Origin of the sequence: Cupriavidus sp. SHE (assembly GCF_000812445.1) — a bacterium.
In the GTDB taxonomy this organism is placed as follows: Bacteria; Pseudomonadota; Gammaproteobacteria; order Burkholderiales; family Burkholderiaceae; genus Cupriavidus; species Cupriavidus metallidurans.
Genome location: NZ_JWMB01000037.1, coordinates 24295 through 50052 on the forward strand (window position 1 = coordinate 24295; position 25758 = coordinate 50052).

Consider the following 25758-nt stretch of genomic DNA (forward strand, 5'->3'; position numbering starts at 1 on the left):
GTCAGCGTTGCAACAACGTGTTGCGCAAGGGAATGGTGGTTTCGAAAACGCGGTAGCGATAGTTCTGTTCCGCGCCCTGCAGCGTGCGGGTATAGGACAGACCCGGCACATCGGCAAAAAGCACCAGCGGACCCGGGCTAACGACACCGGTCGCGGTAGCCGCACTGGCACTCCCAATCAACTCCTGCGCCCGCTCGGGCAGAGATGTCCGCAGTATCAGTCCAATACGTACGGCCTTGATCGCGTAGAGGTTCGCCGCGGCAGTCTGGCTGCCGTTCGACAACTGCGCGGCATCGAATGCCCCCGTCGGGGCCTGCCAGCTGATGGTGCCGTTGTTGTTCGGATCGATGCCATATAGCGCATGCATTTCCAGCACCCCATCTGCAAGCGGCACTGTGCCATAACCGTTGCCCCCCGACTGCAACAGGTCGTAGAACATCAGTGTCTGGTTTGCGCCAACCCCGTAGACAGCAAATCCCGGCAGGTTACCCGCGCCGACATTTCCCAAGTTCATGGCGATGCCCGTGGCGGAGATGCTGGTGGCGTCGCCATCCTTGCCAGCCGAAGCGTTGTAGGCCCCCGCAAGCGGAAGTTGTACCGCCACGCTGCCTGTGAAGCCGGTCTGCACCTGGCCTACATAGCAAGGCTGTACGTTGCCTTGTGCATCGTTGCGGTCCGCCACCAACACCAGATTGCCGTCGTTGAACGTCATGGTGTTGACCAGGCTGAGGTTCACCACATTCCCTGCGAGCGCCGGCGCCGTGCCCGAAAACTCGGCGGGAATTTCGCCAAAGCCGGCATTGCCCGCCATCGTGATAAGAACGTCGGAGCTTCCGGTCGCCAAGGGCGTGCCGTTCTGCACGATCAACACAGGTGCCAGCCGCAACCCGCCCAGTTGTGCCGGCAAGCCGGTGAATGGCGCAGCGATGGTCGCCGGCAGCGGCAAAATCTGGTCCCCGTTGAGGTTGACGTTGAGGCGGCAGCCGTAAGTGAGCGGCCAGTTCTGGGAGAATCCCGATCCGGCACTGCGTACCGCCTTGTCAAGCTGGTACAGGGCGAACATGCCACCCTGGTTGATGTCGTTGACGGACATGGTGGTGCGCTTCCGCCCCTCGGAGACACTCATCATGCCGAACACCGCGCCCACGATGATCATGCTGATCACCAATACCACCATGAGCTCGATCAGGCTGAGACCGGTCTGGCGAGCGGTACGCGATAACCTCGTCCGTGATCTTGGGGTAGTCATGGCAGCACCACCTGCGTGACGTACTGACTTGTGCCGCTCATGCCAGCCGCCGCGTTGATGCCACGTGACGGCGCCTGCCAGGTTATCGTGATGGTGGCCGTATTCGTCGCGGCATTGACGGAGACCGTGCCAGTACCATTGGGCAAGCCGCCCAGGCCACTGCCCACCGCGCTCGATGTCGTGGCACTCCTGTAGCTGACATTGGTGGCCACCATCGTTTGCCACGTGGAGACGACCGAGGCTGGCAGGCTGACAGTACGGTTCTGCCACATCATCGTCGCCAACTCGTTAGCCAGCATGGCGGCGCGGTTGCGGTCCTCGGCATCGGACGACATCTGCGACACGCGGGCCTGCGCGATCACCATCGACAACAAGGCAACGGTCAGCAGAATCATCGACACCAGCACCTCGATGAGTGTCATCCCGGACTGCCGGCACCGGGCGCGATGGATGCGGTATGCCTCGCGTCTACGAACACGCATCGGGTGCCCCCTGGGATAGCGACTTGGCGGGATCGCACATGCGAATCGAGCCGCCCAGGCTCACTGTCACATTGAGATTGCGAGCCGCGGTGGACTGGCTGCTGGTCACGCTATACGTCACCACGCCGGTTGCCGGGATGGTGCAGTTATAGGTGCCGTCGTTCAGCGTGGTGAGCCGACCCAGCGAATTGAAGCAAATTGCAGCCGGTCCGGTGATCTGCGCTGCCGGCGACACCGAGCCAAGCGCACCGCTTTGCACCAGCAATGCGGCGCTGCTGTCGGAGCCATCCCCGGCGAGCGTGTTGGCAATGACGTTGACGATCCAGTTCTTGCCATTGGCCTGGGGAGCAGCCCCGGCCGCTGTCGCGCCATTGGTCAGTACCAGTGCCACCTGGCGATGGCGCCGCGCGGCCTCGGCCTGAGCAACGCGCAGGCCGTTCTGCAACGCTTCCGCCGCGGTACGTACCTGCGCATCGCGGATCCAGCTCATGAAATTCGGTGCGGCCATGGCCAGCAGAATGCCGAACACGGAGACCGTGGTAATCAGTTCGATCAGCGTGAAGCCGCGCCGTGTGCCGGCGTACATCAGCACACCTGACCTCGTTTGGTGACCCAGCAGGTATTGGAAGTGTTCCAGCCTGTTCGCGCCGCGGTGGTCTGCTGCACGTTTGCTTCGTTCACCGTATAGGTGAAACCGGCCGTGGGCCCCGAGCCCGTGGCGGTCATGAGATAGCTGTTGCCGTTATTCGAAATCGTGCACGACAACGTGAACTGGGCAACCGCGGTAATCGACTGGCACGGGGGAGAGAACGTCCCGGAAGCCGCGTATGTGCGGTTGTCCTGATAGTACTGCTCCATCTGCGCCCGAATGCCCCCGAGTATGTTGGTAGCATTGGCGAGCTGGCCGCGCAGGACGTAGTCGCTGTAGTTTGGAATTGCAATCGCAGCCAGGATGGCGATGATGGCCACCGTCACCATGACTTCGATGAGCGTAAATCCAGATGCACGCACGATTACCGAACGAGGCCCCCCCCTCCTGATTGAGCGGGAAGCTGCTAAGTCGGAACGGTGCGGCGCGCTTGCGTTGCTGCAGAGCGGCGCGTGCATGCTAGTGTCGCCAGAGAATGATCGACTGCGGACACTGGACGAGTGTTGCCTTGACCCTGTTCATTTTGACCCCCGGTTTCTTCTGACAACAGGCCCCACTCTCTGGCGAGGCGCTGCTCCCAATAACCCGATTATGTTCTTTTGATTCTGTTGTCCGCGACTTCCGGCAAGTGCAATGCCGGGATTGGACGGCACGATAGTGGCCGATGTGACCTACGAGTGTCAATAGCCCCGGATCAACGCGCAACGCTCTTCTGTTGGGTCGATGCAACCATGCGAATGGCGAGCACTCCGGCCGGACACACCGCTGTCTGAATGGGAAATTCGAGGAAGAAAAGAGACGCCTAAGAAACTTCCCATGACTGCCGCAAGGCGGCCCAAAACCGGCCGCAGACGCCGTCCGGCATCTGCGGCTACCGCCCCGCCGTATGAGCGGCACTCATTTGCCCGCACAAAGCCAGACACGTCCGAGATCAAGCAACGATACGGCCTGCCGTCCAAACTGGACTTACTCCACCGTCACCGACTTGGCCAGGTTGCGCGGCTTGTCGACGTCGGTACCGCGTGCGCAGGCGGTGTGATACGCCAGCAGTTGCAGCGGCACCACATGCAGGATCGGGGACAGCGCACCATAGTGCTCCGGCAACCGGATCACCTGGATGCCATCCGACGACTGGATATGCGTATCCGAGTCGGCGAACACATAGAGACGGCCACCGCGGGCGCGCACTTCCTGGATGTTCGACTTCAGCTTCTCCAGCAGCGCGTCGTTCGGCGCCACGGTCACCACCGGCATCGCCTCGGTCACGAGCGCCAGCGGGCCGTGCTTGAGTTCGCCGGCCGGATAGGCTTCAGCGTGGATGTACGAGATTTCCTTGAGCTTGAGCGCGCCTTCCAGGGCGATCGGGTAATGCAGGCCACGCCCCAGGAACAGCGCATTCTCGCGGCGCGCGAAGTCTTCCGACCACGCGATGATCTGCGGCTCCAGCGCCAGCACGCCATGCAGCGCAGCCGGCAGGTGGCGGAGGTTGGTCAGGGCTTCGGCTTCCTGCGCATCGGTCAGGTAGCCGCGCACCTTGGCCAGCGCCAGCGTCAGCATGTACAGCGCGGCGAGTTGTGTCGTGAAGGCCTTGGTCGACGCCACGCCGATCTCGGTACCGGCGCGCGTCAGGAAGCTCAGTTCGGTCTCACGCACCATGGCGCTCGTCGCCACGTTGCAGACGGCCAGCGTGTGCGTGTGGCCCAGTGAGCGGGCATGACGCAGCGCGGCCATCGTGTCGGCCGTCTCGCCCGACTGCGAAATCACCACCACCAGCGCGCGCGGGTTCGGCACGGTGTCGCGATAGCGGTATTCGCTGGCCACTTCCACCTGGGTCGGGATCTTCGCGATCGATTCGAGCCAGTACTTGGCCGTGCAGCCCGAGTAGTAGCTCGTGCCGCAGGCCAGGATCAGCACACTGTCGATTTCCGAGAACACCTGCGCGGCGTTCTCACCGAACAGCTCGGGCGTGATCGCGGAGATGCCTTCCAGCGTATCGCCCAGCGCGCGCGGCTGCTCGAAGATTTCCTTCTGCATGAAGTGGCGGTACGGGCCCAGTTCCACCGCAGCGGCGTGGGCTTCCACCACGCGCGCCTCGCGCTCGACCTCGTGGTCGTGCACGTCGCGAATCCGCGCGCCACCGCGCGAGATCTCGACCACATCGCCCTCTTCCAGATAGATGATGCGGTTGGCGGTGCCGGCCACGGCCAGCGCGTCAGAGGCCAGGAACGATTCGTCCTCGCCCAGTGCCACCACCAGCGGCGAGCCGGCGCGCGCGCCGACCACCACGTCCGGCTGGTCCTTGGCCACCACGGCGATCGCGTAGGCGCCATGCAGGCGCTTGGTGACCGCGCGCACCGCGCCGAACAGGTCGCCTCGCGTGGCGCTGCTCGGGTACGTGTAAGCCTGGTGGATCAGGTGCGCCACCACTTCGGTATCAGTCTGCGATTCGAAACCGTACCCGACCGCGCGCAGTTCGTCGCGCAGCGGCTCGTAGTTCTCGATGATGCCGTTGTGAACGAGCGCGATGGTCTCGTCCGAGAAGTGCGGGTGGGCGTTGACGGTGTCCGGCTTGCCGTGCGTGGCCCAGCGCGTATGCGCGATGCCGATGTGGCCGGCCAGGCCAGACGACTGCGTCTGCGCGTCCAGTTCGGCCACGCGCGATACGGTACGGGCGCGCTCGAGAATACCGTCACGCACCACGGCCACGCCGCAGGAATCATAGCCACGGTACTCAAGGCGGCGCAGGCCTTCGATCAGGACAGGAACGATATTGCGGTGAGAGACCGCCCCAACGATGCCACACATGTTTTGAACCCCTCTTATTTCTTCGGTTGCTTGACCGGACGCTGCCACGCATCCAGGGTCATCTGCTTGGCGCGCGACAAAGTCAGCTTGTCAGCCGGCGCTTCCTTGGTCAGCGTGGTCCCCGCGCCAATCGTGGCGCCGCGGCGCACCGTCACCGGCGCCACCAGCTGGGTGTCGGAGCCGATGAACACATCGTCCTCGAGCACCGTGCGGTGCTTGTTCACGCCATCGTAATTGCAGGTAATGGTACCCGCGCCAATATTGACGCGCTGCCCCACCGTCGCGTCGCCCACGTAGGCCAGGTGATTGGCCTTGCTGTGGTCGGCGATCTGGCTGTTCTTGATCTCGACGAAATTGCCGATATGCACGTCCTGGCCGAGTTCCGTGCCCGGGCGCAGCCGCGCGTACGGTCCTATGCGTCCGTCCGGCCCGACCTTGGCGTCCTCGAAGTGGCAGAACGGCTGGATACGCGCGCCGGCGCCGATCGTCGTGTTGCGAACGACGCAGTGCGCGCCAACGGACACGCCATCTTCCAGGTGCACGCGGCCCTCGAACACGCAGCCCACGTCGATGGTGACGTCGCGCCCGCAGGTTAGCTCGCCGCGCACGTCGATGCGTGCCGGATCTAGCAGCGTGACGCCAGCCTCCAGCAACCGCTGGGCAATGTTGCGCTGGTGAATACGTTCGATCTCGGCGAGCTGGACCTTGCTGTTGACGCCGAGCGTCTCCCACAGCGCGGCCGGCTGGGCCGACACGACCTCCACGCCATCATTGACGGCGCGCTCGATCGTATCGGTCAGGTAGTACTCGCCCTGCGAGTTGTCGTTGCGCAGCGTGGCCAGCCACTGGCGCAGATGCGCCGTCGGGCAGACGATAATGCCGGTGTTGATCTCGCGAATCGCGCGGACGTCTTCGCTGGCATCCTTCTGCTCGACGATGCGCACGATATTGCCGGCGGCGTCACGAACGATCCGTCCATATCCGGTAGGATCGGGCATCTCGACAGTCAGCACGCCCAGGCGCTCGGCGCCGGCGGCCTGCACGAGGCCCTTCAGGGTGTCGACCGAGGTCAGCGGCACGTCGCCGTACAGCACCAGCGTGGGCTGGCTGTCGTCGAGCAGCGGCAGGGCCTGCATCACGGCGTGGCCGGTGCCCAGTTGCTGAGCCTGCTCGGCAAAGGCAACATCGTCCGCGCCAACGGCTTTGCGCACCAGTTCGGCACCATGACCCACCACCACCACGAGCCGCGACGGCGACAGCGTACGCGCGGTATCGAGGACGTGGGATAGCATTGGCTGGCCGGCCACCGGGTGCAGCACCTTGGGCAGAGCGGAGTTCATCCGCTTGCCCATGCCCGCGGCAAGAATGACGATATTCACAAGGAGGTCCCTAAGTGAGTGTGTCTGAGAATAAGCTGGAGAATCCGTGCCTGGGAGCGCCGCGTCCGGCCGTGCACCGAACTGGCTGGCCGCGCCCAAACCGTTGCCACGCTTGGGCTGGCGGGCGATCCGCCACCCCTGGAAACATGCGCGCAGATTCTAGCATGCCCCCCCGGACCGATCTGGCCCGATCACGTCGAGTTACCGTTGTTCACAATTGGTCACGTCGCGTGTTTGTGGCAATCACAACACTTACGTTCGTCGCGATACTTGGCGGTTGCAACGCCATGAAGCTGGGCTACGAGCAGGGGGACCGGCTCGCCTATTGGTGGGTGGACCGCTACGTGGATGTCTCGGATGCCCAGGAGGTACCGACACGCGACGCCATCGCCCGATTCTTCGCGTGGCACCGACGATCGCAGCTTCCGGAAGTCGCCAAGGTCCTTGCAAGGGTCAAGGGCGAGGTGGCCGGACCCGTCGATATCACGATGGTCCGGCAGGCCCAGCAGGACAGCCAGCGGCTGGGACGTCAGGCCTACGAGAACACGATTCCTGACCTTGCAGAATTGATGCTCACGCTATCGCCCGACCAGACCAAGCGGATGGAGACAAAGTTCGCCGAGAGCAATACGAAATATCGCAAGCAGTTCCTCGGCTCCGATGCCGACGCGCGCACCGATGCCCGCTTCGACAAGATCATGGACTATGCCAAGCTGGTCTATGGCAGCTTCTCGCGCGACCAGGAGAAGGCCATCCGCGATGCGATGGGGCCCTATATGCTGAACGCCGACGCCCGTTACAGCGAGCGCGTGCGCCGCCAGCAGGAATGGGTGGCGCTGGCGCGCGAAATCTCGACGACGCGCCCGCCCAAGGCCCAAGCCGAGGAGATGCTGCGCCACTATGCCGACGACTGGCAGCGCCCGGCCACGGGCCAGCAGCGGAGTACCGATGCGGGGATCAACCTGACGGTGACGATCGCCAACCTGACAACGCCGGAACAGAAGGCCCACGCGGTCAAGCGCTTCCAGGGATGGATCGAGGATGTGCAGGCGTTGATGCGCGAGCCCGGGCGCTCGACGCGGGCGTCACAGTAGCCAACCTTTGGGGGAGGCGGGGGGAGGCGTCAGGCCGACGGTTCCGAAGCCTGTTCCGGCGCCTCCTGGACCTTCTGGATTTTGTCGAAGCGCACGAACTCCATCCGGTTCGCCTCGACATTGCCCGTGAAGGTCAGCGCCTGCTGCGTGAACGTGGTCTCGCCGAACAGCGATGCCTCGTCGATCTTGCCCAACCCGGTAGCCAGCCCCGTGAACGGGAACAGGTCCGTATCAGCCAGGTGCGACGGCACCACGTTGCGTAGCGCCGAGAAGATGTTGTCGATCCGGCCCGGGTTCTCGCGCTCCCATGCCTGCAGCATTTCGCTCACCTTCTTGCGCTGCAGGTTTTCCTGCGAGCCGCACAGGTTGCACGGGATGATCGGGAACGCCATGGCACGCGCATACGACGCGATGTCCTTCTCCGCGCAGTACGCCAGCGGCCGGATCACGATGTGCTGGCCGTCGTCGGTGGCCAGCTTCGGCGGCATCGCCTTCATCTTGCCGCCGAAGAACATGTTCAGGAAGAACGTATTGACGATGTCGTCGCGGTGATGGCCCAGCGCGATCTTGTTGGCGCCCAGCTCCTTGGCCGTGCGATAGATCACGCCGCGGCGCAGGCGCGAGCACAACGAGCAGGTGGTCTTGCCCTCGGGCACCTTCTCCTTGACGATCGAGTAGGTGTCCGCCTCGACGATCACATACTCCACACCGAGTGACTTCAGGTATGCCGGCAGCACATGCTCGGGAAAGCCGGGCTGCTTCTGGTCCAGGTTCATCGCAATCAGCTTGAACTGGATCGGCGCCCGTTTCTGAAGCGCCGTCAGCACCGACAGCATCGTGTAGGAGTCCTTGCCGCCACTCATGCAGACCAGCACTGTGTCGCCGTCTTCGATCATGCCGAAGTCGCCGATGGCCTTGCCGGTCAGCGACTGCAGACGGGTTTCGAGACGATAGAAGTTAGCGGAGTGACTCATATGACATACCTGGATCAGTACGGGCGCTGAACAATGGCCCGGTTTCAACGGGCCAACATTCTACTGGAGCCCACCGCCCGGCGCTGCGCGGCCCCGCTCGGGCAGAGCGGCCAGATCAGGCGGGCTTGACGTGGAACACTTCCACGCCGACGGCATCGCAATCCGGGTAGACGTCCGGTTTTTCGGTCGACACGCGCACGGCGCGCACCTTCGGATGCTGCAGCATGGCACGCGCCACGTCGTCGCACAGCGTTTCCTGCAGGTGGATATGGCCATGCGCCATGCGCTCGGCCACGGTGTTGCGCATGAAGTCGTAGTCGACCACTTCCTCGAGCTTGTCGGCCTGCGGCGTGGTCTCGGCCAGCGACACGAACAGGTCGATATTGACGAGCACGCGCTGTTCGCCCTTCTTCTCGAATTCGTGCACGCCAATGTTGATCTGCACTTCATAGTTGCGCAGGAACATGCGACGGCAGTTTTGCAGGCTGGGATGGGAGAGGGCGGCAAAGGTCATGGCTGGCAAATCAGAAACAGCTTATTCAGTAAGGAACATCACGTCGCGGGCCAGCGGCATCAGGTGCTGGCCTCCGTCGACGTACAACGTGGTGCCGGTAACAGCGCGCGCCACGGCCAGGTAGGCCACGGCCTGCGCGATGTCTTCCGGCGTGGACGACTTGCCCAGCGGCGTCATCCCATGGGCGCGGACGAAGCCCGGGTCGGACTGGTCGCCGGACACCAGCGTGATGCCGGGCGCGACGCCCACCACACGCAGACGCGGCGCCAGTGCCTGCGCAAGCTGCACCGTGGCAGTCTGCAGCGCAGACTTCGACAGCGTGTACGACAGGAAATCTGGATTCAGGTTGTTCAGCTTCTGGTCGAGCAGGTTGATCACAACGCCGAGCTGCCCGGTCTCGTTGCCATCGGCGCCAAGCGCCTTGTGCATCTCACGCGCCAGCAGCAGCGGGGCCGCCACGTTGGTGCGCATGTGCGTGTCGAGCGACCCATAGGAGAAGCTCGTCGCCACGTCGTACTGGAACAGCGACGCGTTGTTGACCAGGCAGGCCGGCACGCCAAGGGCGTCGATGCAGGCGGGGATCAACCGGGCCGTGGCGGCTTCATCCGACAGGTCGGCCTGCAGCACGGCGGCGCGGCGACCGAGGCCGCGGATCTGGGTGGCCAGCGCGTCCGCTTCGTCGCGCGAGCGGTTGCAGTGAACGGCAACGTCCCAGCCTTGTGCGGCAAGTTCGAGGGCGATGGCACGGCCCAGGCGGCGCGCGCCGCCGGTGACCAGCGCCACGCCACGAGATTTGACGCCCGAAGCCTGTGAAGTGCCCGTAGTCTGAGAATCTGGCATTGCTACAATTCGCGGTATGCAGAAAGTCGCTAGTCTACCCCTTCCCTCCGCAGATGCGCTGGACGCCTCCGCGGCCCTTTCCATCTGTATTGCCGGCGCCATCGACGCAGCGGGCGGCTGGATCGGCTTCGACCGATTCATGTCGCTGGCACTCTACGCCCCCCGGCTGGGCTACTACAGCGGCGGTGCGGCCAAGTTCGGCCGCGACGTCAACGACGGTAGCGACTTCATCACCGCCCCCGAACTGACGCCGTTCTTCGCCCGCACGCTGGCACGCCAGTTCGCGCCGCTGGTCAGAATGAACCTGCCGCGCGTCATGGAATTCGGCGCAGGCACCGGCCGGCTGGCCGCCGACCTGCTGCTCGCGCTCGAAACCGAGGATGCGCTGCCAGACACCTACCAGATCGTTGAACTGTCCGGTGAACTGCGCGCGCGCCAGCAGGCCACGCTGGACCAGCGGGCCCCGCATCTGGCCGGGCGCGTCACCTGGCTGGACGCCCTGCCGGACCGCTTCGAGGGTGTGGTGGTCGGCAACGAAGTGCTCGATGCGATGCCGGTGCGGCTCTACGCGCGTACTGGCGGCCACTGGCACGAGCGTGGCGTGGTCTGCGCGAAGGATGGAAGGGCAGGCGCCGAGGCCTTCGCCTTCGAAGACCGGCCATTGGAGAACGACGCGATCCCCGCGGTACTGCTCGGGATTCCGGGCGACCACGACATCGTCACCGAGACCCATGCCGAAGCGGAAGGATTCACCCGCGCCGTGGGCGCGCTGCTGGCGCGCGGCGCAGCGTTCTTTATCGACTATGGTTTCCCGGCGTCCGAGTACTACCATCCACACCGTACCGGCGGCACGCTGATGTGCCATTACCGTCATCACGCCCACCCCGATCCGTTCCTCTACCCCGGACTGCAGGACATCACCGCGCACGTGAATTTCAGCGGAATCGCCCAGGCGGCCGTGGAGGCTGGCCTGCAAGTGTCCGGCTACGCCTCGCAGGCGCGCTTCCTGATGAATGCCGGCATCACGGATCTGATGATGTCGCTCGACCCGAGCGATGCCCGCGCGTTCCTGCCGCAGGCCAATGCGGTGCAGAAGCTGTTGTCGGAAGCCGAGATGGGCGAGCTGTTCAAGGTCATCGCCCTCACCCGCGGCATCGACGACGCCATGCCGCTAGACGGCTTCGCGCGCGGCGACCGCAGCTTCGCACTCTAAGGGAGCCCGGGTCGCCATGTTGCGCTGGACGTTCACCATCTTTCTCTGCGTGATCGTGCTGTCAGCCTCGCTGCCGTGGCTGCAGAAGATCGGGCTGGGACGCCTGCCGGGCGATGTCCGGTTCCGCTTGTTCGGCCGCGAGTACGTGCTGCCGTTCGCGTCGACGATCCTGCTGTCGCTGGCGGCGCTGGTGATCGGGAAGCTGCTGTAGGGGGCGGGCCCCCTATGTCTGGCCCCCTATTCCTCCGCCATTCCCAGCCGCTGCGCCACCGCCGCCACCCTGGCCTTGTGCACCCGGTCCTTGATCTGGTCGACGTTGTCCCCGCAAGCCTTGGCAATCGCGCCAGCGTCCACGGATGCCGCCGCGTCGCGCGCAGCCAGCAGGCGAGCCGCCTGCGGGTAGTCCTTATCCGCAAAACCCAGGCGTCCACGCGCATCGGCCTCGCAGGCCAGCAGCGCCTCGGCGAACCGCTCCGGCTTGCGCAGCGCGTCGCAACGCTCGACCAGCCGCGTCAGTGCCGCCGCGCCGAACTCAGTGCTGCGATGGATATTGCCGTGCTCGCGCGCCACCACCAGGGCCAGCTCGCGGCAATCGTTCGGCACGCGCAGGCGCTGGCAGATGGCTTCAAGCAACTTGACGCCACGTTGCTCGTGGCCGATGTGCCGGGGCAGCATGTCTTCGGGCGTGGTGCCCTTGCCGAGGTCGTGCGCCATCGCGGCAAAGCGCACCGGCAGTGATGCGCCGACGCTGGCCGCGTAGTCGATCACCATCATCACGTGCACGCCGGTATCGACTTCGGGATGATATTCCGGGCGCTGGGGCACGCCCCATAGGCGATCGAGTTCCGGCAACAGGTGGGCCAGCGCGCCGCATTCGCGCAGCACGTCGAACATGCGTGACGGCTTTGCCTCCATCAACCCGCGAGACAGTTCCTGCCAGACGCGCTCGGGCACCAGCGCATCCACCTCGCCCGCGTCGACGATCTTGCGCATCAGCGCGACGGTCTCCGGCGCCACCGTGAAATCGTGGAAGCGCGCCGCGAAACGCGCCACGCGCAGGATACGCACCGGATCCTCGGCGAAGGCGTCGGACACGTGGCGGAATTTGCGCGCGGCCAGGTCCTTCTGGCCGCCATAGGGGTCGATCACCGGGCCGACGAGGTTGTCATGCTCGTCCACCGCCTGGGCCATCGCGTTGATGGTCAGGTCGCGCCGCACGAGATCCTCTTCCAGGGTCACGTCGGCGCCGGTATAGAAGGCAAAGCCCTTGTAGCCGACCGCGGTCTTGCGTTCGGTCCGCGCCAGCGCGTACTCGGCCTTGGTCTGCGGATGGAGGAAGACGGGGAAATCCTTGCCCACCGGCTTGAAGCCGGCGGCCTCCATGTCCGCGGGCGTGGCGCCCACCACCACGTAGTCACGGTCCTGGCTCGGCTTTCCGAGCAACTGGTCGCGGACGGCGCCGCCCACTGCGTACACCTGCATGAATCAACCCAAAACGATGATCGCGTCCGGACGATCCGGCTCGGTGCGATACGGTTCATCGGCCGGGACAAAGTCCCGTTCCTCGCGTGCCGCCGCCGCCCATTCCTGCATCGCGGGCAGCGCCAGCACGAAGTCAGCGTACGCCTTGGCGGCTTCGGGCAGATGCACGCCGTAGGTGGCAAAGCGGCTGACTATCGGCGCGTAGAACGCGTCGGCAATCGTAAAGCCGCCGAACAGGAACGGACCCTCGGACGCGTAGCGCGTGCGCAGATCGGTCCAGATCGACGCGATGCGGTCGATGTCACGCTGCACGGCGACGTTCCAGCCCAGCCCCGGCAGCATTGCCGTCACGTTCATCGGCATCTGGCTGCGCAGGTTGCCAAACCCGGAATGCATCTCGGCGCAGATCGAACGCGCCAGCGCGCGCGCGGCGGCGTCCTTCGGCCACAGGGCCTTCTCCGGAAAGCGTTCGGCGACATACTCGCTGATCGACAGCGAATCCCATACCGTCACGTCGCCATCGATCAGCGCCGGTACCTTGCCAGCCGGCGAATAACGCGCGATCTCGGCCGCGAACTCCTTTGTGAACAGACGTACCGCGATTTCCTCGAAGGCAATGCCGGCGTGGCGCAGCAACAGCCACGGGCGCAGCGACCAGGAAGAGTAGTTCTTGTTGCCGATGACGAGCTTCATCGCAGATCCTTGGGGCGAGGGTCGAAAAGGTTTTCGGGCGGTGAACGTGCGGAAAGCGACGCGCGCGCCCCGAACCGGTCATTCTATCGACCTCGCCGGGCGCATTCCAAGCGAATTACGCTCGCAAGCGTGTGAGCCACAATCACATCGATCGGGCGCTAGCCCCGGTTATCGATGCACGCTGCCCCGCATGAACTGCAGCGCGCTGTCGCGATTGCGGCCGGACAGCACGTCGGTCATCACGACTTCCAGGCTGACCGGGCGCACGCCAAGCTCGGCCGCCATCGGGTGCGCCAGCACGTTGTCCAGCCGCATCGAGTCGAGATTGTCGCGCGACAGCACCGTGCCACCGGGCACGTGTTCGAGCACCGCCGCCTGCATCCGCGCGAGCGCGTCGGGTAGCGCGATGACGGGACGGGGATGCCCCGACGCGCGGCCGGCAAAGCGGACGAGTTCCTCGAGCGTGTAGACCTGCGGACCGCCAAGCTCGTAGACCTGCCCGATCGTTTCGGGATGGACCATCGCATTGACGAAGGCCTGCACCACGTCCAGCACGAACACCGGCTGGAACCGCGCATGGGCGCACGCCAGCGGCACCACCGGCGCCATCTGCTGCAACTGGGCGAACAGGTTCAGGAAATGGTCGTCGGGACCGAATACGACCGACGGACGGAAGATCGTCCAGTCGAGCCCGCTTTCGCGCACGATCCGCCCGCCATCGCCCTTGCTGCGCAGATACATCGACGGTCCTTGTGGATCGGCGCCGAGCGCGCTCATATGAAGCAGCCTGCGAACGCCAGTGCGCTTGCAGGACTCGACGACCTGGCGCGGCAGATCGACATGCGCGGCGGCGAACTGCGGCCCATACGGGTCGCCACGCTCGCCATGCAGGACGCCGACCAGATTGACGACGATACCGTCGACGCCAAGCGAGCCGATGGCGTCGTCGAGCACTGCGGCGTCGGCCAGGCCAAGTTCGATCACTTCGACGCGCGGCAGCAGCAGCAGGTGCTGGGCGTGCTCGACATTGCGCGTGCCGACGATGATGCGTTCGGGCGCGATGGGACTATCGGGATTGGAGGCCGGATCGAGCGGCGCGCCAGAGGCGGTGGCTGCGCCGGCAAGGCGGGAAATCAGGTGGCTGCCGATGAAACCGGCGCCCCCGATGACAAGAACATTGCTGGTCTGCATGGTGGGCTCCGTGACGAACACGTTACGCAGGCATCGATGCGCGCGTCCGTGGCCACGGGGCCCACCGCCCCCGTCTGAGTGCGAGAGTGCCTCGTCAGGCTCAGGGGAGGCTGGTCGTCGTGACCGCTGACGGCGCGACCATTCCCAGACGGTCTTTCAGGGACTGGGGCCGGCCACTCATTAAAGCAGCATAGTACGTGGCGTTCGAAAGCACATTCTTCACGTAGTTCCGCGTCTCGGTGAACGGGATCGTCTCTGCAAAGATCGCGCCTTCCACCGGTCGCGACAGGCTGGTACGCCACGCCTTGGGCCGTCCCGGACCGGCGTTGTAGCCGGCGGACGCCAGCGTCCAGGAGCTGTCCAGATCGGTCAGCACCATGCTCATGTAGTTGGTGCCGAGCATGATGTTGATGTTGGGGTCTCCCATCATCGAAGGCGAGAAATCGGTCATGCCGATCTTGCGCGCGACGTACTTGGCCGTGGCCGGCATCACCTGCATCAGGCCATGCGCGCCCGCCGACGAACGCGCATTCATGATGAAGCGCGATTCCTGACGGATCAGGCCATAGGCCCATGCCATGTCGAGGCCGACATCGTCCGTGGCACGCTGCATGATGTCCCGGTACGGCATCGGGAAGCGCTGCGTGAAATCGTGCTCGGCCTTGGTGCGATCGGACGTATTGACGGTACGGTCGAGCAGTTCGATCTTGCGCGCGTACTCGGCCGCGGCCAGCAGGTCACGATCGTTCATGCCGCGCAGTTCCCAGTTCCACTCGCGGTTGCCTTCGAAGCGCAGGTTCAGGTCATAGAACTTCTTGGCGCGCGTGAAGCCGGCGCGCGAGCGCATCGCCATCGCCTCGGCATCGGTGACCGTGGTCCGCGTCGGAATCGTGATGCGGTTGCCCAGTTCCTCGCTGGCCAGCTGGCCATAGAAATTGAACTGGCCGGCGATCGACTGGAACTGCTGCTGGGCATCGCTGCCACGGCCATCGGCCTTGAGCGCGCGCGCGTACCAGTACGTCCATGCCGGATCCTTGGCACGCAGCTCGGGACGCATCGATTCGATGGACTGGCGCACCTGCTTCCAGTCGCCCTGACGCAACGCGGCCCGCACGCGCCATTCCTGCGACTCATCGGACAGCCACTGGTTACCGCCCAGGTCCATCTGGCGACGGTAGTAGCCGGCAGCCTCCGGCATCAGCTTCTTGGCCGCGAACTGGCCAATCACGCCCCAGGCCGCGCCCTGCTCGTCGCGCGACAGGTTGCCCGAGATCGTGCCCATGTATGCGGCCGCCTGCGAGGGATCATTACGTGCCATCTTGACCACGGTGGCCAGCGAATCGCCATCCACGCGCGCATCGGGCAACGCTGCGGCGATCTTGCCGGCCAGCGTCGTGTAGTTCTGCTCCAGCGCCTGGCGTGCCTGGAAAGCCACGTCGCCGCGCTGGATCTGCTGGCTCTGCGCCATGTAGCTGATCAGGTCGACACAGCCGTCGCCGTAGTAGCGCGGATCGACCAGCATCGCACGCGCATCGGCGGCCACGATCTGGCCCTTGAGCGCGCGCGACAGCAGCGCGTAGCACTCCACCTGCGTATCGTCCTTCAATACGAACTGCGGATACTGGACATCGAAGTTGGCCCAGTCGCGCTTCTTGCCCAGCACCAGCAGCCAGTCATTGCGCATCCGGTCGGCAATCGCCTCGCCCTGGTAGCGTTGCAGGAACGCACTGATCTCGGCATCCGGCGTATCGATCAGGGGCTGGCCGCTCGAGTCGAACATCTGCGACTTGATGCGGAAGTATTCGACGTACGACGGAATCGGATAGTCGACCAGCGTGGCCGAGATGGCCGCGGCGCGGTCCGCGTCATTCTTGCGGGCGGCCTCGCGCAGCGCGACGAAGGCATCGTCCGGGTCCGACGGAATCGTCAGGGCGGCCGGTTGCTGCTGTACCGCTTTCTGGGGCGTCGCCGTACGTTTCTGCGCGTAGACTGGGGTAGCCAGCAGCGCACCTGCGAACGCAAGCCAGGCGAAGCGCCCGGCACGGCGCAGATATACTCCCTTCGGCATTCTTGGTATTCCTTGTTGGGTGCGCGCCTGTCACGCGACAGGCACGCAGGATTCGTGATTCATACCACCGGCGCGCATCTTCATTTGCGCGTCCAGCATTGTTTTCAAATGTCTGTTCGATGGCCATTATTGCACGCCATGCCGCCAAACCAAGCACCGGACAACGGGCCGGACAGCCTTTATTTCACGGCCCCTGAGGACCGTCGCGCCTTGCGCCGCCGGCTGCTCGCGCTGCGCGCCGCGCTACCCGATCGAGAGACGGCGGATGCACAGATCGCGGCAGCGCTCGCGCCACTGCTCGAACGTCTCGGCGTGCAACGACTGGGGTTCTACTGGCCGATCCAGCAGGAATTCGACGCACGCGACACCGTGGCCCGATGGCTGGCCGCCATGCCCGGCCGCATGGCCGCCCTGCCCGTCGTGAGCCGGCCCGCCGCACCGCTCGATTTCCATGCGTGGACGCCGGACACAACAATGCGCGCAGGCCAGTACGGCATTCCGGTGCCCGATGGCACCGGCGCCGTGACGCCCGACGCGCTGCTCATTCCATGTGTCGGATTCAGCGCCGATAAGTTCCGCCTCGGATACGGCGGCGGCTTCTACGACCGCACGCTGGCGGCCATGGCTGCCGCGAACGCCACGCCGATAGCGATCGGGATCGGCTTTGCCGCGTGCGAGGTGCCGCTGCAGGCAGCGTCGCATGACCTGCCGATGGACTGGCTGGTCACGGAACTAGGGGCGCGCTAGCTATTGCTACCTGAGCTACCTGAGCTACCTGAGCTACCTGAGCTACCTGAGCCAGCTGGGGCCACCTGGTCGGCCTGGGCGCTCATCAGTTCCTCCACCAGCGTCCGCATCTTGCGCCAGTGCGATCCTTCCCAGAACACGCGCTGGCAATGCGGGCAGGTGACGAAATGCTCATGGCGCTCGAACACCCCTTCCGGCACGCGCCCATCCACATCGGTCTTGCCAATACGACGCAGGGGCACGTTGCAATCGAGGCAGAGCGAGAATGGCCTGGCGCTGCGAGCCAGGTCCAGTCTGGAAAAGATCTCCCTGACCTGCAATGACGACCGGATCGCCCGCACGTAGCAGCCGTGGGTGATGCCGCGACGCTTGAGCAGTTCGCGGTCGCGCGTCAGTACGATGCGCTTCTCGTCCGAGGCGATGCGGGCGATCTCGCTGTCTTCGAAGTGGTTGTCATAGAGCGTATCGAAGCCGGTCATGCGCAGCAGATGCGCCAGGCCGCCGAGATGGGCGTCCGCCACGAAGCGGATTTCGCGCAGCGGTTGCTCGCGGACACGTAGCAGCGGCGCGATATCGAACGATTCGAATTTTGGGTAAACCGCGATGCGGTCGCCGTCGCACACGATGCGCTCGAACGGCGACGACTCACCGTTGACGAGAATCAGCTCCACCTCGGTATGCGGCACGCCCAGCGCTTCGATCATGTGCTTGACCGTGGCGGCGCGCGCGCAGGGGCACGACAGATCCCGGCGACGTTGTGCCGGCGCCAGGAAGTCGTTCAGTTCCTCGTAGAAACGGAATGTGGCGGTGACCATGCCGCCGAGTATGACACCAACGGCCACGCCAGTGACCAGGTGGCCAGCTGGTCAGCGCGCGTTACCCAGACGTAACGCGGCTTCCACGGCCATGCGCGCCCAAGGTGTCATCGCTGCGGGCGATTCCAGGCACGCGGCTGGCAGGCTCAGGTAGTGACGCATCGTCACCTCGCGGCGCGCGGACTGATACCGGAACGGCTCGCTGCCCTCGGCCTCGAAGCGCGCCAGCGTGACGTCATCGGCCTTCAGGAAACACTGGCCGTCACTGATGAGCGCGAACATCAGGCCGTCGTAGAACAGGCCATGCCCGCCGAACATCCGCTTGGCCGTGATGGCCCCGATGTTGGCCGCCAGTGGCGTCATCAGCTCGAGCAGGTGCTCGACGAATGGGTCCGGGCGGCGCGCGGCGGGCATCGGGAATTACAGCTTCAGGCGCTGCCAGATCGCCTTGGTCGCGCCGGCGGCGTTGAGCGTGTAGAAGTGCAGGCCCGGCACGCCTGCATCGAGCAGGCGCGTGCACAGGTCGGTCACCACGTCCAGGCCGAAGGCGCGGATTGCTTCCTTGTCATCGCCGAACGACTCGAGCCGCTTGGCCACCCAGCGCGGCACTTCGGCGCCACACATCTCGGAAAAGCGCATCAGCTGAGAGTGGTTCGTGATCGGCATGATGCCGGGCACGATCGGCACTTCCACGCCCATCGCGCGCACGTCGTCGACGAAGCGGAAGTACGCATCGGCGTTGAAGAAGTACTGCGTGATCGCCGAATCCGCGCCGGCCTTGACCTTGCGCACGAAGTTTTCCAGGTCGTGACGCGGCGAACGGGCCTGCGGGTGGTACTCGGGATAGGCGGCCACTTCGATGTTGAACCAGTCACCGGTTTCCGCGCGGATGAACTCGACGAGTTCGTTGGCATAGCGGAACTCGCCGATCTCGCCCATGCCCGACGGCATGTCGCCGCGCAGGGCCACGATGTGGCGGATGCCGCCATCGCGATAGGTCTGGAGAATCTGCCGGATGCTGTCGCGCGTGGAGCCCACGCAGGACAAGTGCGGCGCGGCCTCGATACCTTCGCGCTGGATCTCCAGCACGGCATCGAGCGTGCCCTGCTGCGTGGTACCGCCGGCGCCGAACGTCACCGAGATGTACTTGGGCTGCAGCGGCGCAAGCTGCGCGCGCGTATTGCGCAGTTTCTCCGCGCCCTCCGCCGTCTTGGGCGGGAAGAATTCGAAGCTGAAGTAACGATCAGTCATGGTTGGCACGCCGCCGTGGCGGCGCCCAGAAAAAGAGTCTCAACGCGTCAGTTGCGCTCGCCCAGCAGCACGCTGGCCAGGATCCACGCAATCACGCTGTACAAGATCGAGCCGAGCAGCGCCGGACCAAAGCCGTCCACGACGAATCCCTGCAGCAGGTTGCCCACGAACAGGAACAGCAGCGCGTTGATGACGAAGATGAACAGGCCCAGCGTCAGCAGCGTGACCGGAAGCGTCAGGATGACGAGGATCGGTCGAATCAGCGCATTGACGAGGCCCAGCACCAGCGCGGCAATCATGGCGGAGCCGAAGCTGCCAAGATGGACCCCGCTGATCAGGTAACCCACCAGGAACAACGCTGCGGCATTGATGATCCATACGGCCAACAGTCTCATTGCAACTCCTTTGTTTTTGGTTGGATGACACTAATTGTGCACGGTCTTGATGACGCCGTGTCGCACGGCCAGCGCGGCGCCCTCTCCCCCGGCGCCGCTCCCGCGCGGGAGCGGGGAGCCGCGCCGGGGGCGAGAGCCGTGGCCGATCAGTAGCGGTAGTGGTCGGCCTTGTACGGGCCTTCCTTCTTCACGCCGATGTAGGCCGCCTGCTGCTCGGTCAGCTCGGTCAGTTGCGCGTTCAGCTTCCGGAGCTGCAGGCGCGCGACCTTTTCGTCCAGGTGCTTCGGCAGCACGTACACGCCAACCGGGTACTTGCCGCTGTCACGTTCGGCCCACAGTTCGATCTGGGCGATCGTCTGGTTGGCGAACGAGCTGCTCATCACGTACGACGGGTGGCCCGTGGCGCAGCCCAGGTTCACCAGACGGCCCTTGGCCAGGATGATGATCTTCTTGCCGTCCGGGAACTTGACGTGGTCAACCTGCGGCTTGATCTCGTCCCATTCGTACTTCTCGACCGATGCGATGTCGATCTCGTTGTCGAAGTGGCCGATGTTGCAGACGATGGCCTGGTCCTTCATCTTGGCCATGTGGTCGTGCGTGATCACATGGTAGTTGCCGGTGCAGGTCACGAAGATGTCACCGTGCTCGGCGGCGTAGTCCATCGTCACCACGCGGTAGCCTTCCATGGCGGCCTGCAGCGCGCAGATCGGATCGATCTCGGTCACCCACACTTGCGCGGACAGCGCGCGCAGGGCCTGGGCGCTGCCCTTGCCCACGTCGCCGTAGCCGGCAACCACGGCGATCTTGCCGGCGATCATCACGTCGGTGGCGCGCTTGATGCCGTCCACCAGCGATTCGCGGCAGCCGTAGAGGTTGTCGAACTTGCTCTTGGTCACCGAGTCGTTGACGTTGATGGCCGGGAACTTCAGTTCACCCTTTTGCGCCATCTGGTACAGACGGTGCACGCCGGTGGTCGTTTCCTCGGTCACGCCGCGAATGGCGGCCAGGTTGCGGCTGTACCAGGTCGAATCCTTGGCCAGCTTTTCCTTGATGGCCGCGAACAGGAAGGTTTCTTCCTCGCTGGTCGGCTTGGCGATCAGCGACGCATCCTTCTCGGCGCGGGCACCCAGGTGCAGCAGCAGCGTGGCGTCGCCGCCATCGTCCAGGATCATGTTCGGCGTGCCGCCGTCGGCCCAGTCGAAGATGCGGTGCGTGAAGTCCCAGTATTCCTTCAGCGATTCGCCCTTGAAGGCGAACACGGGCGTGCCCGACGCGGCGATGGCGGCGGCGGCGTGATCCTGCGTCGAGAAGATGTTGCACGAGGCCCAGCGCACGTCGGCGCCCAGTGCCTTGAGGGTTTCGATCAGCACGGCGGTCTGGATCGTCATGTGCAGCGAACCGGCGATGCGCGCGCCCTTGAGCGGCTGCGCGGCGGCGAATTCGTCGCGAATGGCCATCAGACCGGGCATTTCGGTCTCGGCGATGGCGATTTCCTTGCGGCCCCAGCCGGCCAGGCCGATATCGGCCACGATGTAGTCTTGCTTCAGGTCGGTCACTGCGTTCATACGTCACTCCGTAGTTGAAGTGGTTACGCAAGAAACGGGAGGGCGACAAGATGACGGCTGCCCCGATGGGGTGCCGATGGCCGCGCCAGCACTTGGCATGGCGGGCGGACAGGTCGACTCGCGTCCGTGCGAACCACGGAACTGCGAGCGCCGTTGAAACATTCCGAGCCTGGCGGAAGGCGAGGCCATCCGTTGCAACGCTCCTCGGAGTGGCGGTATTGTAGCGTGCCTGTCCGCGCCTTGCGGCGTGAACAGGCACATTTTTCCGGTCTTTCTCCGTCTCTCCTCACCTTGCACATGCTCCCCACGCCACCCCGCACCCTGACCATCGCCGGATCCGACTCCGGAGGCGGGGCCGGTATCCAGGCCGATCTGAAGACGTTCGCGGCACTGGGATGTTTCGGCATGAGCGCGATCACCGCGATCACGGCTCAGAACACGCTCGGCGTGACCGGCGTCCACGCCATACCGGCCGAGATGGTGGCCGCGCAGATCGACGCCGTGGCCAGCGACATCGGCGTGGACGCGGCCAAGACCGGCATGCTGGGAACCGCGGCCATCGTCGAGGCCGTGGCCGGGGCGGTGGATCGGCACGGCATCCGCAAGCTCGTGGTGGACCCGGTGATGATTTCGACCTCGGGCGCCACGCTGTCCGACGACGCGACCAGCCAGGCGATGGTGAAACTGCTGTTTCCGCGCGCGATGCTGGTCACGCCGAATCTGCCTGAGGCGTCATACCTGCTGGGCCGCCGCATCACGCGCCGCGCCGAAATGGAGGCGGCCGCAGCGGACCTGCTTGCGCTCGGTTGCAAGGCGGTGCTGCTCAAGGGCGGCCACCTGGAAGACGACGGCCCCGGCAGCCTGGGCCTGGACGACCTGCTGATGCTGGCCGACGGCACCGTGCGCGTCTACACCCATCCGCGCGTCGATACGCCGAACCTGCACGGCACCGGCTGCACGCTGGCCGCCGCCATCGCGGCGCAGCTCGCCCGGGACGACGCGCTGCCCGATGCAGTCGCCGCCGCGCTCGACTTCGTCGCGCAAGCCATCAGCTCGGGCGCCCGGCTGCGCCTTGGCGGCGGCAACGGCCCCCTCAATCACAGCTTCGCGCCACGGGCGCTGGGCTGATCGCGAGAATCGCGAAAACCATGCAGACACTGACCAACATCGACCTGCGCGAAGACCGCGCCGCCAACTGGTACGTCAAGGATGAAACGGTGCAGGTGGCCTTTGCCACCGAGCCGGGAGAACTGATTAGCCGCGAGGGCCCAAACCGCTATCAGCCGGGCGACGCGATCGTGACCGGCGCCACCGGCGATCGCTGGGTGGTTTCGCGCGGGCGCTTCGACCCGCGGTATGTGGCGGTGGGGCCGAACGCCCATGGCGAGTCCGGCCCCTATCGCAACAAGCCGGTGCCGGTGCTGGCCAAGGAGATGCCGCACGCATTCGCGATTGCGCGTTCGACCGGCGGCGATGTGCTGACCGGCAAGCCGGGCGACTGGCTGATGCAATACGCGCCCGGCGACTATGGCATCACCGAGCGCGCGCGATTTGAAGCGGTGTACCGTCCGGCGGACGGTCCGAAAGATTAATCGCCGCCTACCAGCTTCACGAGCTTGAACGATGCGCGGGCCACGCAGCAGAGCGTGCCCGTCGCGTCGCGTGCCTCACCTTCGCAGAAGGCGATCTTGGCGCCACGACGCATGATGCGCGCCTCGAACGTCAGCTCGCCGCGTGCGGCGGACAGGAAATGCGTGGACATGTCGATCGTGATGACGCCGGTCTCCAGCGGGGCATGAGACCGTGCCGCACCGCTCAGCGTGAAGTCGAGCACCGCCATCAGGGTGCCGCCATGCACATCGCCCCGGCTGTTCACCACGTTTGGATTGGCCGGCAGACGCGTGCGGCACAGACCCTCTTCCATATGCACGGGCTGCAGGCCCAGCAGGCGCATCAACGGAATGTCGATGCCGAAGTAAGGCTTATCGGGGGTGCCCGGTGCGGCGGGGATGATCTCGTTCACTGCTGTTTCCTCTCTGCAGGGTTCCGTTCCGTAGTGCGGAACCTCAGTCCTTTAATGGTGAGCGAAAGAGGATATGCGCAATTGCCGGGCGCCACCAGCCGGGCTGGCCGGTCAGCGCCCAAAGTCTACGTCCGGGTCAGGCAAACAAGGCGTTGAGCCCCGCCACCGCCGCCGGCACATCGCTGGCTTCCGTGATCGCACGCACCACGGCGGCGCTGCCGACGCCCACCGCCAGCACTTCCCCCATGTTGCCTGCGTTCACCCCGCCTATGCCAACCAGCGACGGGATCACGGGCTGCATCAACGCCACGTAGGACTGGAAGCGGCCCATGCCCTGCGGCTGGGTCGGCATGACCTTGGTGGTGGTCGGGAAGATCGCGCCAAGCGCGAGGTAGCTCGGCGAGATCGCGGCCACGCGCAGCATTTCCGCATAGCCGTGCGTGGACACCCCGAGGCGCAGGCCCGACGCGCGGATCGCGTCGAGGTCGGCGTCGTCCAGATCCTCCTGCCCGAGATGAATCCCGTAGATGCCGCTGTCGCCACCGCAAGCTGCGTGGTGATCGATCGCCACACGCCAGTGATCGTTGATGAACAGGCGCGACTGCGAACCCTTGGCGGCCTTCGCCGCGCGCGCCACTTCATGCTTCACCGCGTCGGCATCGTCTGACTTGAAGCGCAACTGCACGGTCGGCACGGCCAGCGGCACGAGCGTCTCGATCCATGCCGCGCTGGGCATCACGGCATAGAGACCGAGATCGGGCGGACAAGGCGCGAAGGGCTGCGCGGTCTGGCCCGGCGGCACCAGCGCGGCATGTCGCACCTGCGGAAAGCGTGCGAAATCGTTCGGCCAGGCCGTGGCGCCCGGTTGCCAGGCGCGGGCGATGCACAGGGCGTCGTGCGCCGGAAAGTGCAGCGACAACGCGGCACGCAGCACGGCCACGAACGCGGGCGAATGCGGCGTGTCGTCGTCGGCCCGCACGTCGAGCACCCAGGTACCCATCGGTGAGCGCACGGTGTCGATCCAGCGGCCGCCTTCGCGCTCCGATTCGATCAGCACAGCATCGGCGGCCACCACGCGATCGATCAGATCCCCCGTGGCCTCGCCATCGGACAGCACCACGTCATGGCGATCGAGCGCGGCGGGAGCATTCGCCGCCGACCAGATGCGCCATGGCGTTTCGTCACGGCCAAACATCGCGGCGTAACGCGCCATCAAGTCATCGAACAGCGCGGCGTCGATGGCCGCGGCAACACCCTGACGTGTCATGCGCGGTCCTCCGCGCCTTCGGCGTGCCAGAACGGCATCCCCACCACGGGCGTGCTGGCCTGGGCCACCTCGCGCTCGGGCATCGGGCCGGCCAGGTAGGCGGTGCGCCCGGCTTCCACGGCCAGCGCGAACGCGCGCGCCATGTTCACCGGATACGCGGACTGGGCCACGGCCGTATTGAGCAGCACACCGTCGTAGCCCCACTCCAGCACCTGCGCCGCATGCGACGGCAGGCCGAGGCCGGCATCGACGATCAGCGGGGTGTCGGGCAGACGGTCGCGCAGCGTGCGCATCGCGTGCGGGTTCACTGCGCCACGGCCAGTGCCGATCGGGGCAGCCCACGGCATCAGCGCCTGGCAACCGACGTCTAGCAGGCGGCGACACAGCACGAGGTCCTCGGTGCAGTACGGCAGCACCTTGAAGCCTTCCTTGACCAGCGTTTCGGCCACGGCCGGCATGTTGAGCGTGTCGGGCTGCAGCGTGTAGTCGTCGCCGATCAGTTCCAGCTTGATCCAGTCGGTCTCGAATACCTCGCGGGCCATCATCGCCGTGGTGATCACTTCCTGCGCCGTGAAGCAGCCGGCGGTATTGGGCAGCACCGGCACGCCCAGCGTGCGCAGCATCTGCCAGAAGGTCTCGCCGCCGAGCGTCTGGCCATCACCGCTGCCCACGGCGGTCTGACGGCGCAGCGCCACCGTGATCATGGCCGGACGCGAGGCTTCCACGGCCGCCTGCAGCGTGGCGGGGGACGGGTAGCGTGCCGTGCCGAGCAGCAGGCGCGACGCAAACGATTCCCCGTACAGCACGAACGGGTCGCGCAGGGTTTCAGTTGGTTCGAATGTCATAAGGGACTTAGCCTCCCGTCACGGGTTGCACGAGATCGATCTGGTCGCCCGCGGCCAACGGCGTGGCCGCATGGCGGGTGCGCGGGACGAACTGGCCGTTCACCGCGGCGGCGAACGGCGGCGCGATGGCCGCCGCCGTCACCGCGTCCGCCAGCGTGGCGGCTTCGGGCAACTCGGTCGGTCGGCCATTGAGCAGGATTTCCATGGTGTCTGTCTG

At 65.4% G+C, this 25758-nt stretch carries 28 protein-coding genes and 1 riboswitch; of the genes, 6 read left to right on the top strand and 22 right to left on the bottom strand.

Features of this window, described 5'->3' with window-relative positions; genetic code table 11:
* Position 1: 1 nt before the first annotated feature.
* The 6 genes from RN01_RS18275 to glmU form a co-directional block, all read right to left on the bottom strand.
* Positions 2–1249, bottom strand: a complete 1248-nt coding sequence (locus tag RN01_RS18275) for a PilW family protein (RefSeq protein WP_080672726.1) — start codon at positions 1247–1249, stop codon at positions 2–4.
* A complete protein-coding gene (locus RN01_RS18280; protein WP_024569286.1) occupies positions 1246–1731 on the bottom strand; it encodes a prepilin-type N-terminal cleavage/methylation domain-containing protein in 486 nt (161 codons plus the stop codon). The genes RN01_RS18275 and RN01_RS18280 overlap by 4 nt, the downstream gene beginning before the upstream one ends.
* Entirely contained in the window at positions 1718–2317 is a 600-nt protein-coding gene (locus RN01_RS18285; RefSeq protein WP_029699753.1) for a GspH/FimT family pseudopilin, read from the bottom strand. The genes RN01_RS18280 and RN01_RS18285 overlap by 14 nt, the downstream gene beginning before the upstream one ends.
* Entirely contained in the window at positions 2317–2742 is a 426-nt protein-coding gene (locus tag RN01_RS18290; RefSeq protein ID WP_017515846.1) for a type IV pilin protein, read from the bottom strand. Before RN01_RS18290 ends, RN01_RS18285 begins: the two co-directional genes overlap by 1 nt.
* A gap of 604 nt (positions 2743–3346) precedes the next feature.
* Entirely contained in the window at positions 3347–5185 is a 1839-nt protein-coding gene (glmS, locus tag RN01_RS18295; protein ID WP_011515093.1) for a glutamine--fructose-6-phosphate transaminase (isomerizing), read from the bottom strand.
* Between the two features lie 14 nt (positions 5186–5199).
* Complete coding sequence (gene glmU / locus RN01_RS18300; protein WP_008641833.1) at positions 5200–6564, bottom strand: bifunctional UDP-N-acetylglucosamine diphosphorylase/glucosamine-1-phosphate N-acetyltransferase GlmU; 1365 nt, start codon at positions 6562–6564, stop codon at positions 5200–5202.
* Between the two features lie 287 nt (positions 6565–6851).
* Between glmU and RN01_RS18305 the strand changes: the two genes are divergently transcribed.
* Complete coding sequence (locus RN01_RS18305) at positions 6852–7658, top strand: DUF6279 family lipoprotein (RefSeq protein ID WP_035834751.1); 807 nt, start codon at positions 6852–6854, stop codon at positions 7656–7658.
* Between the two features lie 29 nt (positions 7659–7687).
* Here the strand turns inward: RN01_RS18305 and ttcA are convergent, their stop codons facing one another.
* From ttcA to RN01_RS18320, 3 genes are all read right to left on the bottom strand, one after another.
* Positions 7688–8632, bottom strand: coding sequence for a tRNA 2-thiocytidine(32) synthetase TtcA (ttcA, locus tag RN01_RS18310; RefSeq protein WP_024569284.1), 945 nt, complete (start codon positions 8630–8632; stop codon positions 7688–7690).
* Between the two features lie 115 nt (positions 8633–8747).
* Positions 8748–9146, bottom strand: a complete 399-nt coding sequence (locus RN01_RS18315) for a dihydroneopterin aldolase (protein ID WP_024569283.1) — start codon at positions 9144–9146, stop codon at positions 8748–8750.
* A 21-nt stretch (positions 9147–9167) separates the two neighbouring features.
* Positions 9168–9986 carry an SDR family oxidoreductase gene (locus RN01_RS18320; RefSeq protein ID WP_024569282.1) on the bottom strand — a complete coding sequence of 273 codons (819 nt, stop codon included), beginning with the start codon at positions 9984–9986 and terminating at the stop codon, positions 9168–9170.
* A 16-nt stretch (positions 9987–10002) separates the two neighbouring features.
* Between RN01_RS18320 and RN01_RS18325 the strand changes: the two genes are divergently transcribed.
* Both RN01_RS18325 and RN01_RS18330 read left to right on the top strand, forming a co-directional pair.
* Positions 10003–11199 (top strand): class I SAM-dependent methyltransferase, encoded by a 1197-nt coding sequence (locus RN01_RS18325; protein WP_024569281.1) that lies wholly within the window; start codon positions 10003–10005, stop codon positions 11197–11199.
* Positions 11200–11215: 16 nt separating this feature from the next.
* Positions 11216–11410 (top strand): DUF2905 domain-containing protein, encoded by a 195-nt coding sequence (locus RN01_RS18330; RefSeq protein ID WP_008641842.1) that lies wholly within the window; start codon positions 11216–11218, stop codon positions 11408–11410.
* Between the two features lie 26 nt (positions 11411–11436).
* Here RN01_RS18330 and RN01_RS18335 read toward each other — a convergent pair whose 3' ends face one another.
* From RN01_RS18335 to RN01_RS18350, 4 genes are all read right to left on the bottom strand, one after another.
* Positions 11437–12681 (bottom strand): multifunctional CCA addition/repair protein, encoded by a 1245-nt coding sequence (locus RN01_RS18335; protein WP_017513840.1) that lies wholly within the window; start codon positions 12679–12681, stop codon positions 11437–11439.
* Positions 12682–12684: 3 nt separating this feature from the next.
* Positions 12685–13374 (bottom strand): glutathione S-transferase family protein, encoded by a 690-nt coding sequence (locus tag RN01_RS18340; protein WP_017513839.1) that lies wholly within the window; start codon positions 13372–13374, stop codon positions 12685–12687.
* Positions 13375–13542: 168 nt separating this feature from the next.
* Complete coding sequence (locus RN01_RS18345) at positions 13543–14565, bottom strand: complex I NDUFA9 subunit family protein (protein WP_017513838.1); 1023 nt, start codon at positions 14563–14565, stop codon at positions 13543–13545.
* Positions 14566–14665: 100 nt separating this feature from the next.
* Positions 14666–16633, bottom strand: coding sequence for a lytic transglycosylase domain-containing protein (locus RN01_RS18350; protein ID WP_017513837.1), 1968 nt, complete (start codon positions 16631–16633; stop codon positions 14666–14668).
* Between the two features lie 138 nt (positions 16634–16771).
* Between RN01_RS18350 and RN01_RS18355 the strand changes: the two genes are divergently transcribed.
* The gene (locus tag RN01_RS18355) at positions 16772–17380 is read left to right on the top strand and encodes a 5-formyltetrahydrofolate cyclo-ligase (RefSeq protein ID WP_024569280.1); all 609 of its coding nucleotides are present in this window, start codon (positions 16772–16774) and stop codon (positions 17378–17380) included.
* On the opposite strand, the gene RN01_RS18360 is transcribed toward RN01_RS18355, so the two are convergent.
* From RN01_RS18360 to ahcY, 5 genes are all read right to left on the bottom strand, one after another.
* The gene (locus RN01_RS18360; RefSeq protein ID WP_017513900.1) at positions 17377–18195 is read right to left on the bottom strand and encodes a Mut7-C RNAse domain-containing protein; all 819 of its coding nucleotides are present in this window, start codon (positions 18193–18195) and stop codon (positions 17377–17379) included. The two genes, RN01_RS18355 and RN01_RS18360, sit on opposite strands and share 4 nt — an antisense overlap.
* 51 nt (positions 18196–18246) lie before the next feature.
* A complete protein-coding gene (locus tag RN01_RS18365) occupies positions 18247–18609 on the bottom strand; it encodes a TfoX/Sxy family protein (protein ID WP_017513899.1) in 363 nt (120 codons plus the stop codon).
* Between the two features lie 6 nt (positions 18610–18615).
* Positions 18616–19446, bottom strand: coding sequence for a methylenetetrahydrofolate reductase [NAD(P)H] (gene metF / locus RN01_RS18370; RefSeq protein WP_017513898.1), 831 nt, complete (start codon positions 19444–19446; stop codon positions 18616–18618).
* A 47-nt stretch (positions 19447–19493) separates the two neighbouring features.
* Positions 19494–19841 carry a phage holin family protein gene (locus RN01_RS18375; RefSeq protein WP_011515080.1) on the bottom strand — a complete coding sequence of 116 codons (348 nt, stop codon included), beginning with the start codon at positions 19839–19841 and terminating at the stop codon, positions 19494–19496.
* A gap of 146 nt (positions 19842–19987) precedes the next feature.
* On the bottom strand, positions 19988–21406 hold the full coding sequence (ahcY, locus tag RN01_RS18380) for an adenosylhomocysteinase (RefSeq protein WP_008641860.1): 1419 nt from the start codon (positions 21404–21406) through the stop codon (positions 19988–19990).
* A gap of 138 nt (positions 21407–21544) precedes the next feature.
* A riboswitch (S-adenosyl-L-homocysteine riboswitch) is annotated at positions 21545–21618 on the bottom strand.
* Between the two features lie 85 nt (positions 21619–21703).
* Between ahcY and thiD the strand changes: the two genes are divergently transcribed.
* Both thiD and RN01_RS18390 read left to right on the top strand, forming a co-directional pair.
* Positions 21704–22534, top strand: coding sequence for a bifunctional hydroxymethylpyrimidine kinase/phosphomethylpyrimidine kinase (gene thiD / locus RN01_RS18385; RefSeq protein WP_024569278.1), 831 nt, complete (start codon positions 21704–21706; stop codon positions 22532–22534).
* A gap of 20 nt (positions 22535–22554) precedes the next feature.
* Positions 22555–22998 (top strand): PGDYG domain-containing protein, encoded by a 444-nt coding sequence (locus RN01_RS18390; protein ID WP_017513896.1) that lies wholly within the window; start codon positions 22555–22557, stop codon positions 22996–22998.
* Here the strand turns inward: RN01_RS18390 and RN01_RS18395 are convergent.
* From RN01_RS18395 to thiS, 4 genes are all read right to left on the bottom strand, one after another.
* Positions 22995–23429, bottom strand: coding sequence for a PaaI family thioesterase (locus RN01_RS18395; RefSeq protein WP_008648494.1), 435 nt, complete (start codon positions 23427–23429; stop codon positions 22995–22997). The genes RN01_RS18390 and RN01_RS18395 overlap by 4 nt on opposite strands.
* 136 nt (positions 23430–23565) lie before the next feature.
* Positions 23566–24696 (bottom strand): thiamine phosphate synthase, encoded by a 1131-nt coding sequence (locus RN01_RS18400; RefSeq protein ID WP_024569277.1) that lies wholly within the window; start codon positions 24694–24696, stop codon positions 23566–23568.
* Complete coding sequence (locus tag RN01_RS18405; protein WP_008648498.1) at positions 24693–25541, bottom strand: thiazole synthase; 849 nt, start codon at positions 25539–25541, stop codon at positions 24693–24695. The genes RN01_RS18400 and RN01_RS18405 overlap by 4 nt, the downstream gene beginning before the upstream one ends.
* Positions 25542–25548: 7 nt before the next feature.
* Positions 25549–25746, bottom strand: a complete 198-nt coding sequence (gene thiS / locus RN01_RS18410; protein WP_017514031.1) for a sulfur carrier protein ThiS — start codon at positions 25744–25746, stop codon at positions 25549–25551.
* Between the last annotated feature and the right edge of the window lie 12 nt (positions 25747–25758).

Coding starts and splice junctions, on each gene's coding strand:
- RN01_RS18360 (WP_017513900.1), bottom strand. CDS start 18,195: ATGGTCACCGCCACATTCCGTTTCTACGAGGAACTGAACGACTTCCTG.
- RN01_RS18345 (WP_017513838.1), bottom strand. CDS start 14,565: ATGCAGACCAGCAATGTTCTTGTCATCGGGGGCGCCGGTTTCATCGGC.
- RN01_RS18325 (WP_024569281.1), top strand. CDS start 10,003: ATGCAGAAAGTCGCTAGTCTACCCCTTCCCTCCGCAGATGCGCTGGAC.
- RN01_RS18275 (WP_080672726.1), bottom strand. CDS start 1,249: ATGACTACCCCAAGATCACGGACGAGGTTATCGCGTACCGCTCGCCAG.
- metF (WP_017513898.1), bottom strand. CDS start 19,446: ATGACTGATCGTTACTTCAGCTTCGAATTCTTCCCGCCCAAGACGGCG.
- RN01_RS18350 (WP_017513837.1), bottom strand. CDS start 16,633: ATGCCGAAGGGAGTATATCTGCGCCGTGCCGGGCGCTTCGCCTGGCTT.
- ahcY (WP_008641860.1), bottom strand. CDS start 21,406: ATGAACGCAGTGACCGACCTGAAGCAAGACTACATCGTGGCCGATATC.
- RN01_RS18285 (WP_029699753.1), bottom strand. CDS start 2,317: ATGTACGCCGGCACACGGCGCGGCTTCACGCTGATCGAACTGATTACC.
- RN01_RS18280 (WP_024569286.1), bottom strand. CDS start 1,731: ATGCGTGTTCGTAGACGCGAGGCATACCGCATCCATCGCGCCCGGTGC.
- glmS (WP_011515093.1), bottom strand. CDS start 5,185: ATGTGTGGCATCGTTGGGGCGGTCTCTCACCGCAATATCGTTCCTGTC.
- RN01_RS18355 (WP_024569280.1), top strand. CDS start 16,772: ATGCCGCCAAACCAAGCACCGGACAACGGGCCGGACAGCCTTTATTTC.
- thiD (WP_024569278.1), top strand. CDS start 21,704: ATGCTCCCCACGCCACCCCGCACCCTGACCATCGCCGGATCCGACTCC.
- RN01_RS18340 (WP_017513839.1), bottom strand. CDS start 13,374: ATGAAGCTCGTCATCGGCAACAAGAACTACTCTTCCTGGTCGCTGCGC.
- RN01_RS18405 (WP_008648498.1), bottom strand. CDS start 25,541: ATGACATTCGAACCAACTGAAACCCTGCGCGACCCGTTCGTGCTGTAC.
- RN01_RS18320 (WP_024569282.1), bottom strand. CDS start 9,986: ATGCCAGATTCTCAGACTACGGGCACTTCACAGGCTTCGGGCGTCAAA.
- ttcA (WP_024569284.1), bottom strand. CDS start 8,632: ATGAGTCACTCCGCTAACTTCTATCGTCTCGAAACCCGTCTGCAGTCG.
- RN01_RS18315 (WP_024569283.1), bottom strand. CDS start 9,146: ATGACCTTTGCCGCCCTCTCCCATCCCAGCCTGCAAAACTGCCGTCGC.
- RN01_RS18330 (WP_008641842.1), top strand. CDS start 11,216: ATGTTGCGCTGGACGTTCACCATCTTTCTCTGCGTGATCGTGCTGTCA.
- RN01_RS18375 (WP_011515080.1), bottom strand. CDS start 19,841: ATGAGACTGTTGGCCGTATGGATCATCAATGCCGCAGCGTTGTTCCTG.
- thiS (WP_017514031.1), bottom strand. CDS start 25,746: ATGGAAATCCTGCTCAATGGCCGACCGACCGAGTTGCCCGAAGCCGCC.
- RN01_RS18400 (WP_024569277.1), bottom strand. CDS start 24,696: ATGACACGTCAGGGTGTTGCCGCGGCCATCGACGCCGCGCTGTTCGAT.
- RN01_RS18390 (WP_017513896.1), top strand. CDS start 22,555: ATGCAGACACTGACCAACATCGACCTGCGCGAAGACCGCGCCGCCAAC.
- RN01_RS18335 (WP_017513840.1), bottom strand. CDS start 12,681: ATGCAGGTGTACGCAGTGGGCGGCGCCGTCCGCGACCAGTTGCTCGGA.
- RN01_RS18305 (WP_035834751.1), top strand. CDS start 6,852: ATGAAGCTGGGCTACGAGCAGGGGGACCGGCTCGCCTATTGGTGGGTG.
- RN01_RS18365 (WP_017513899.1), bottom strand. CDS start 18,609: ATGCCCGCCGCGCGCCGCCCGGACCCATTCGTCGAGCACCTGCTCGAG.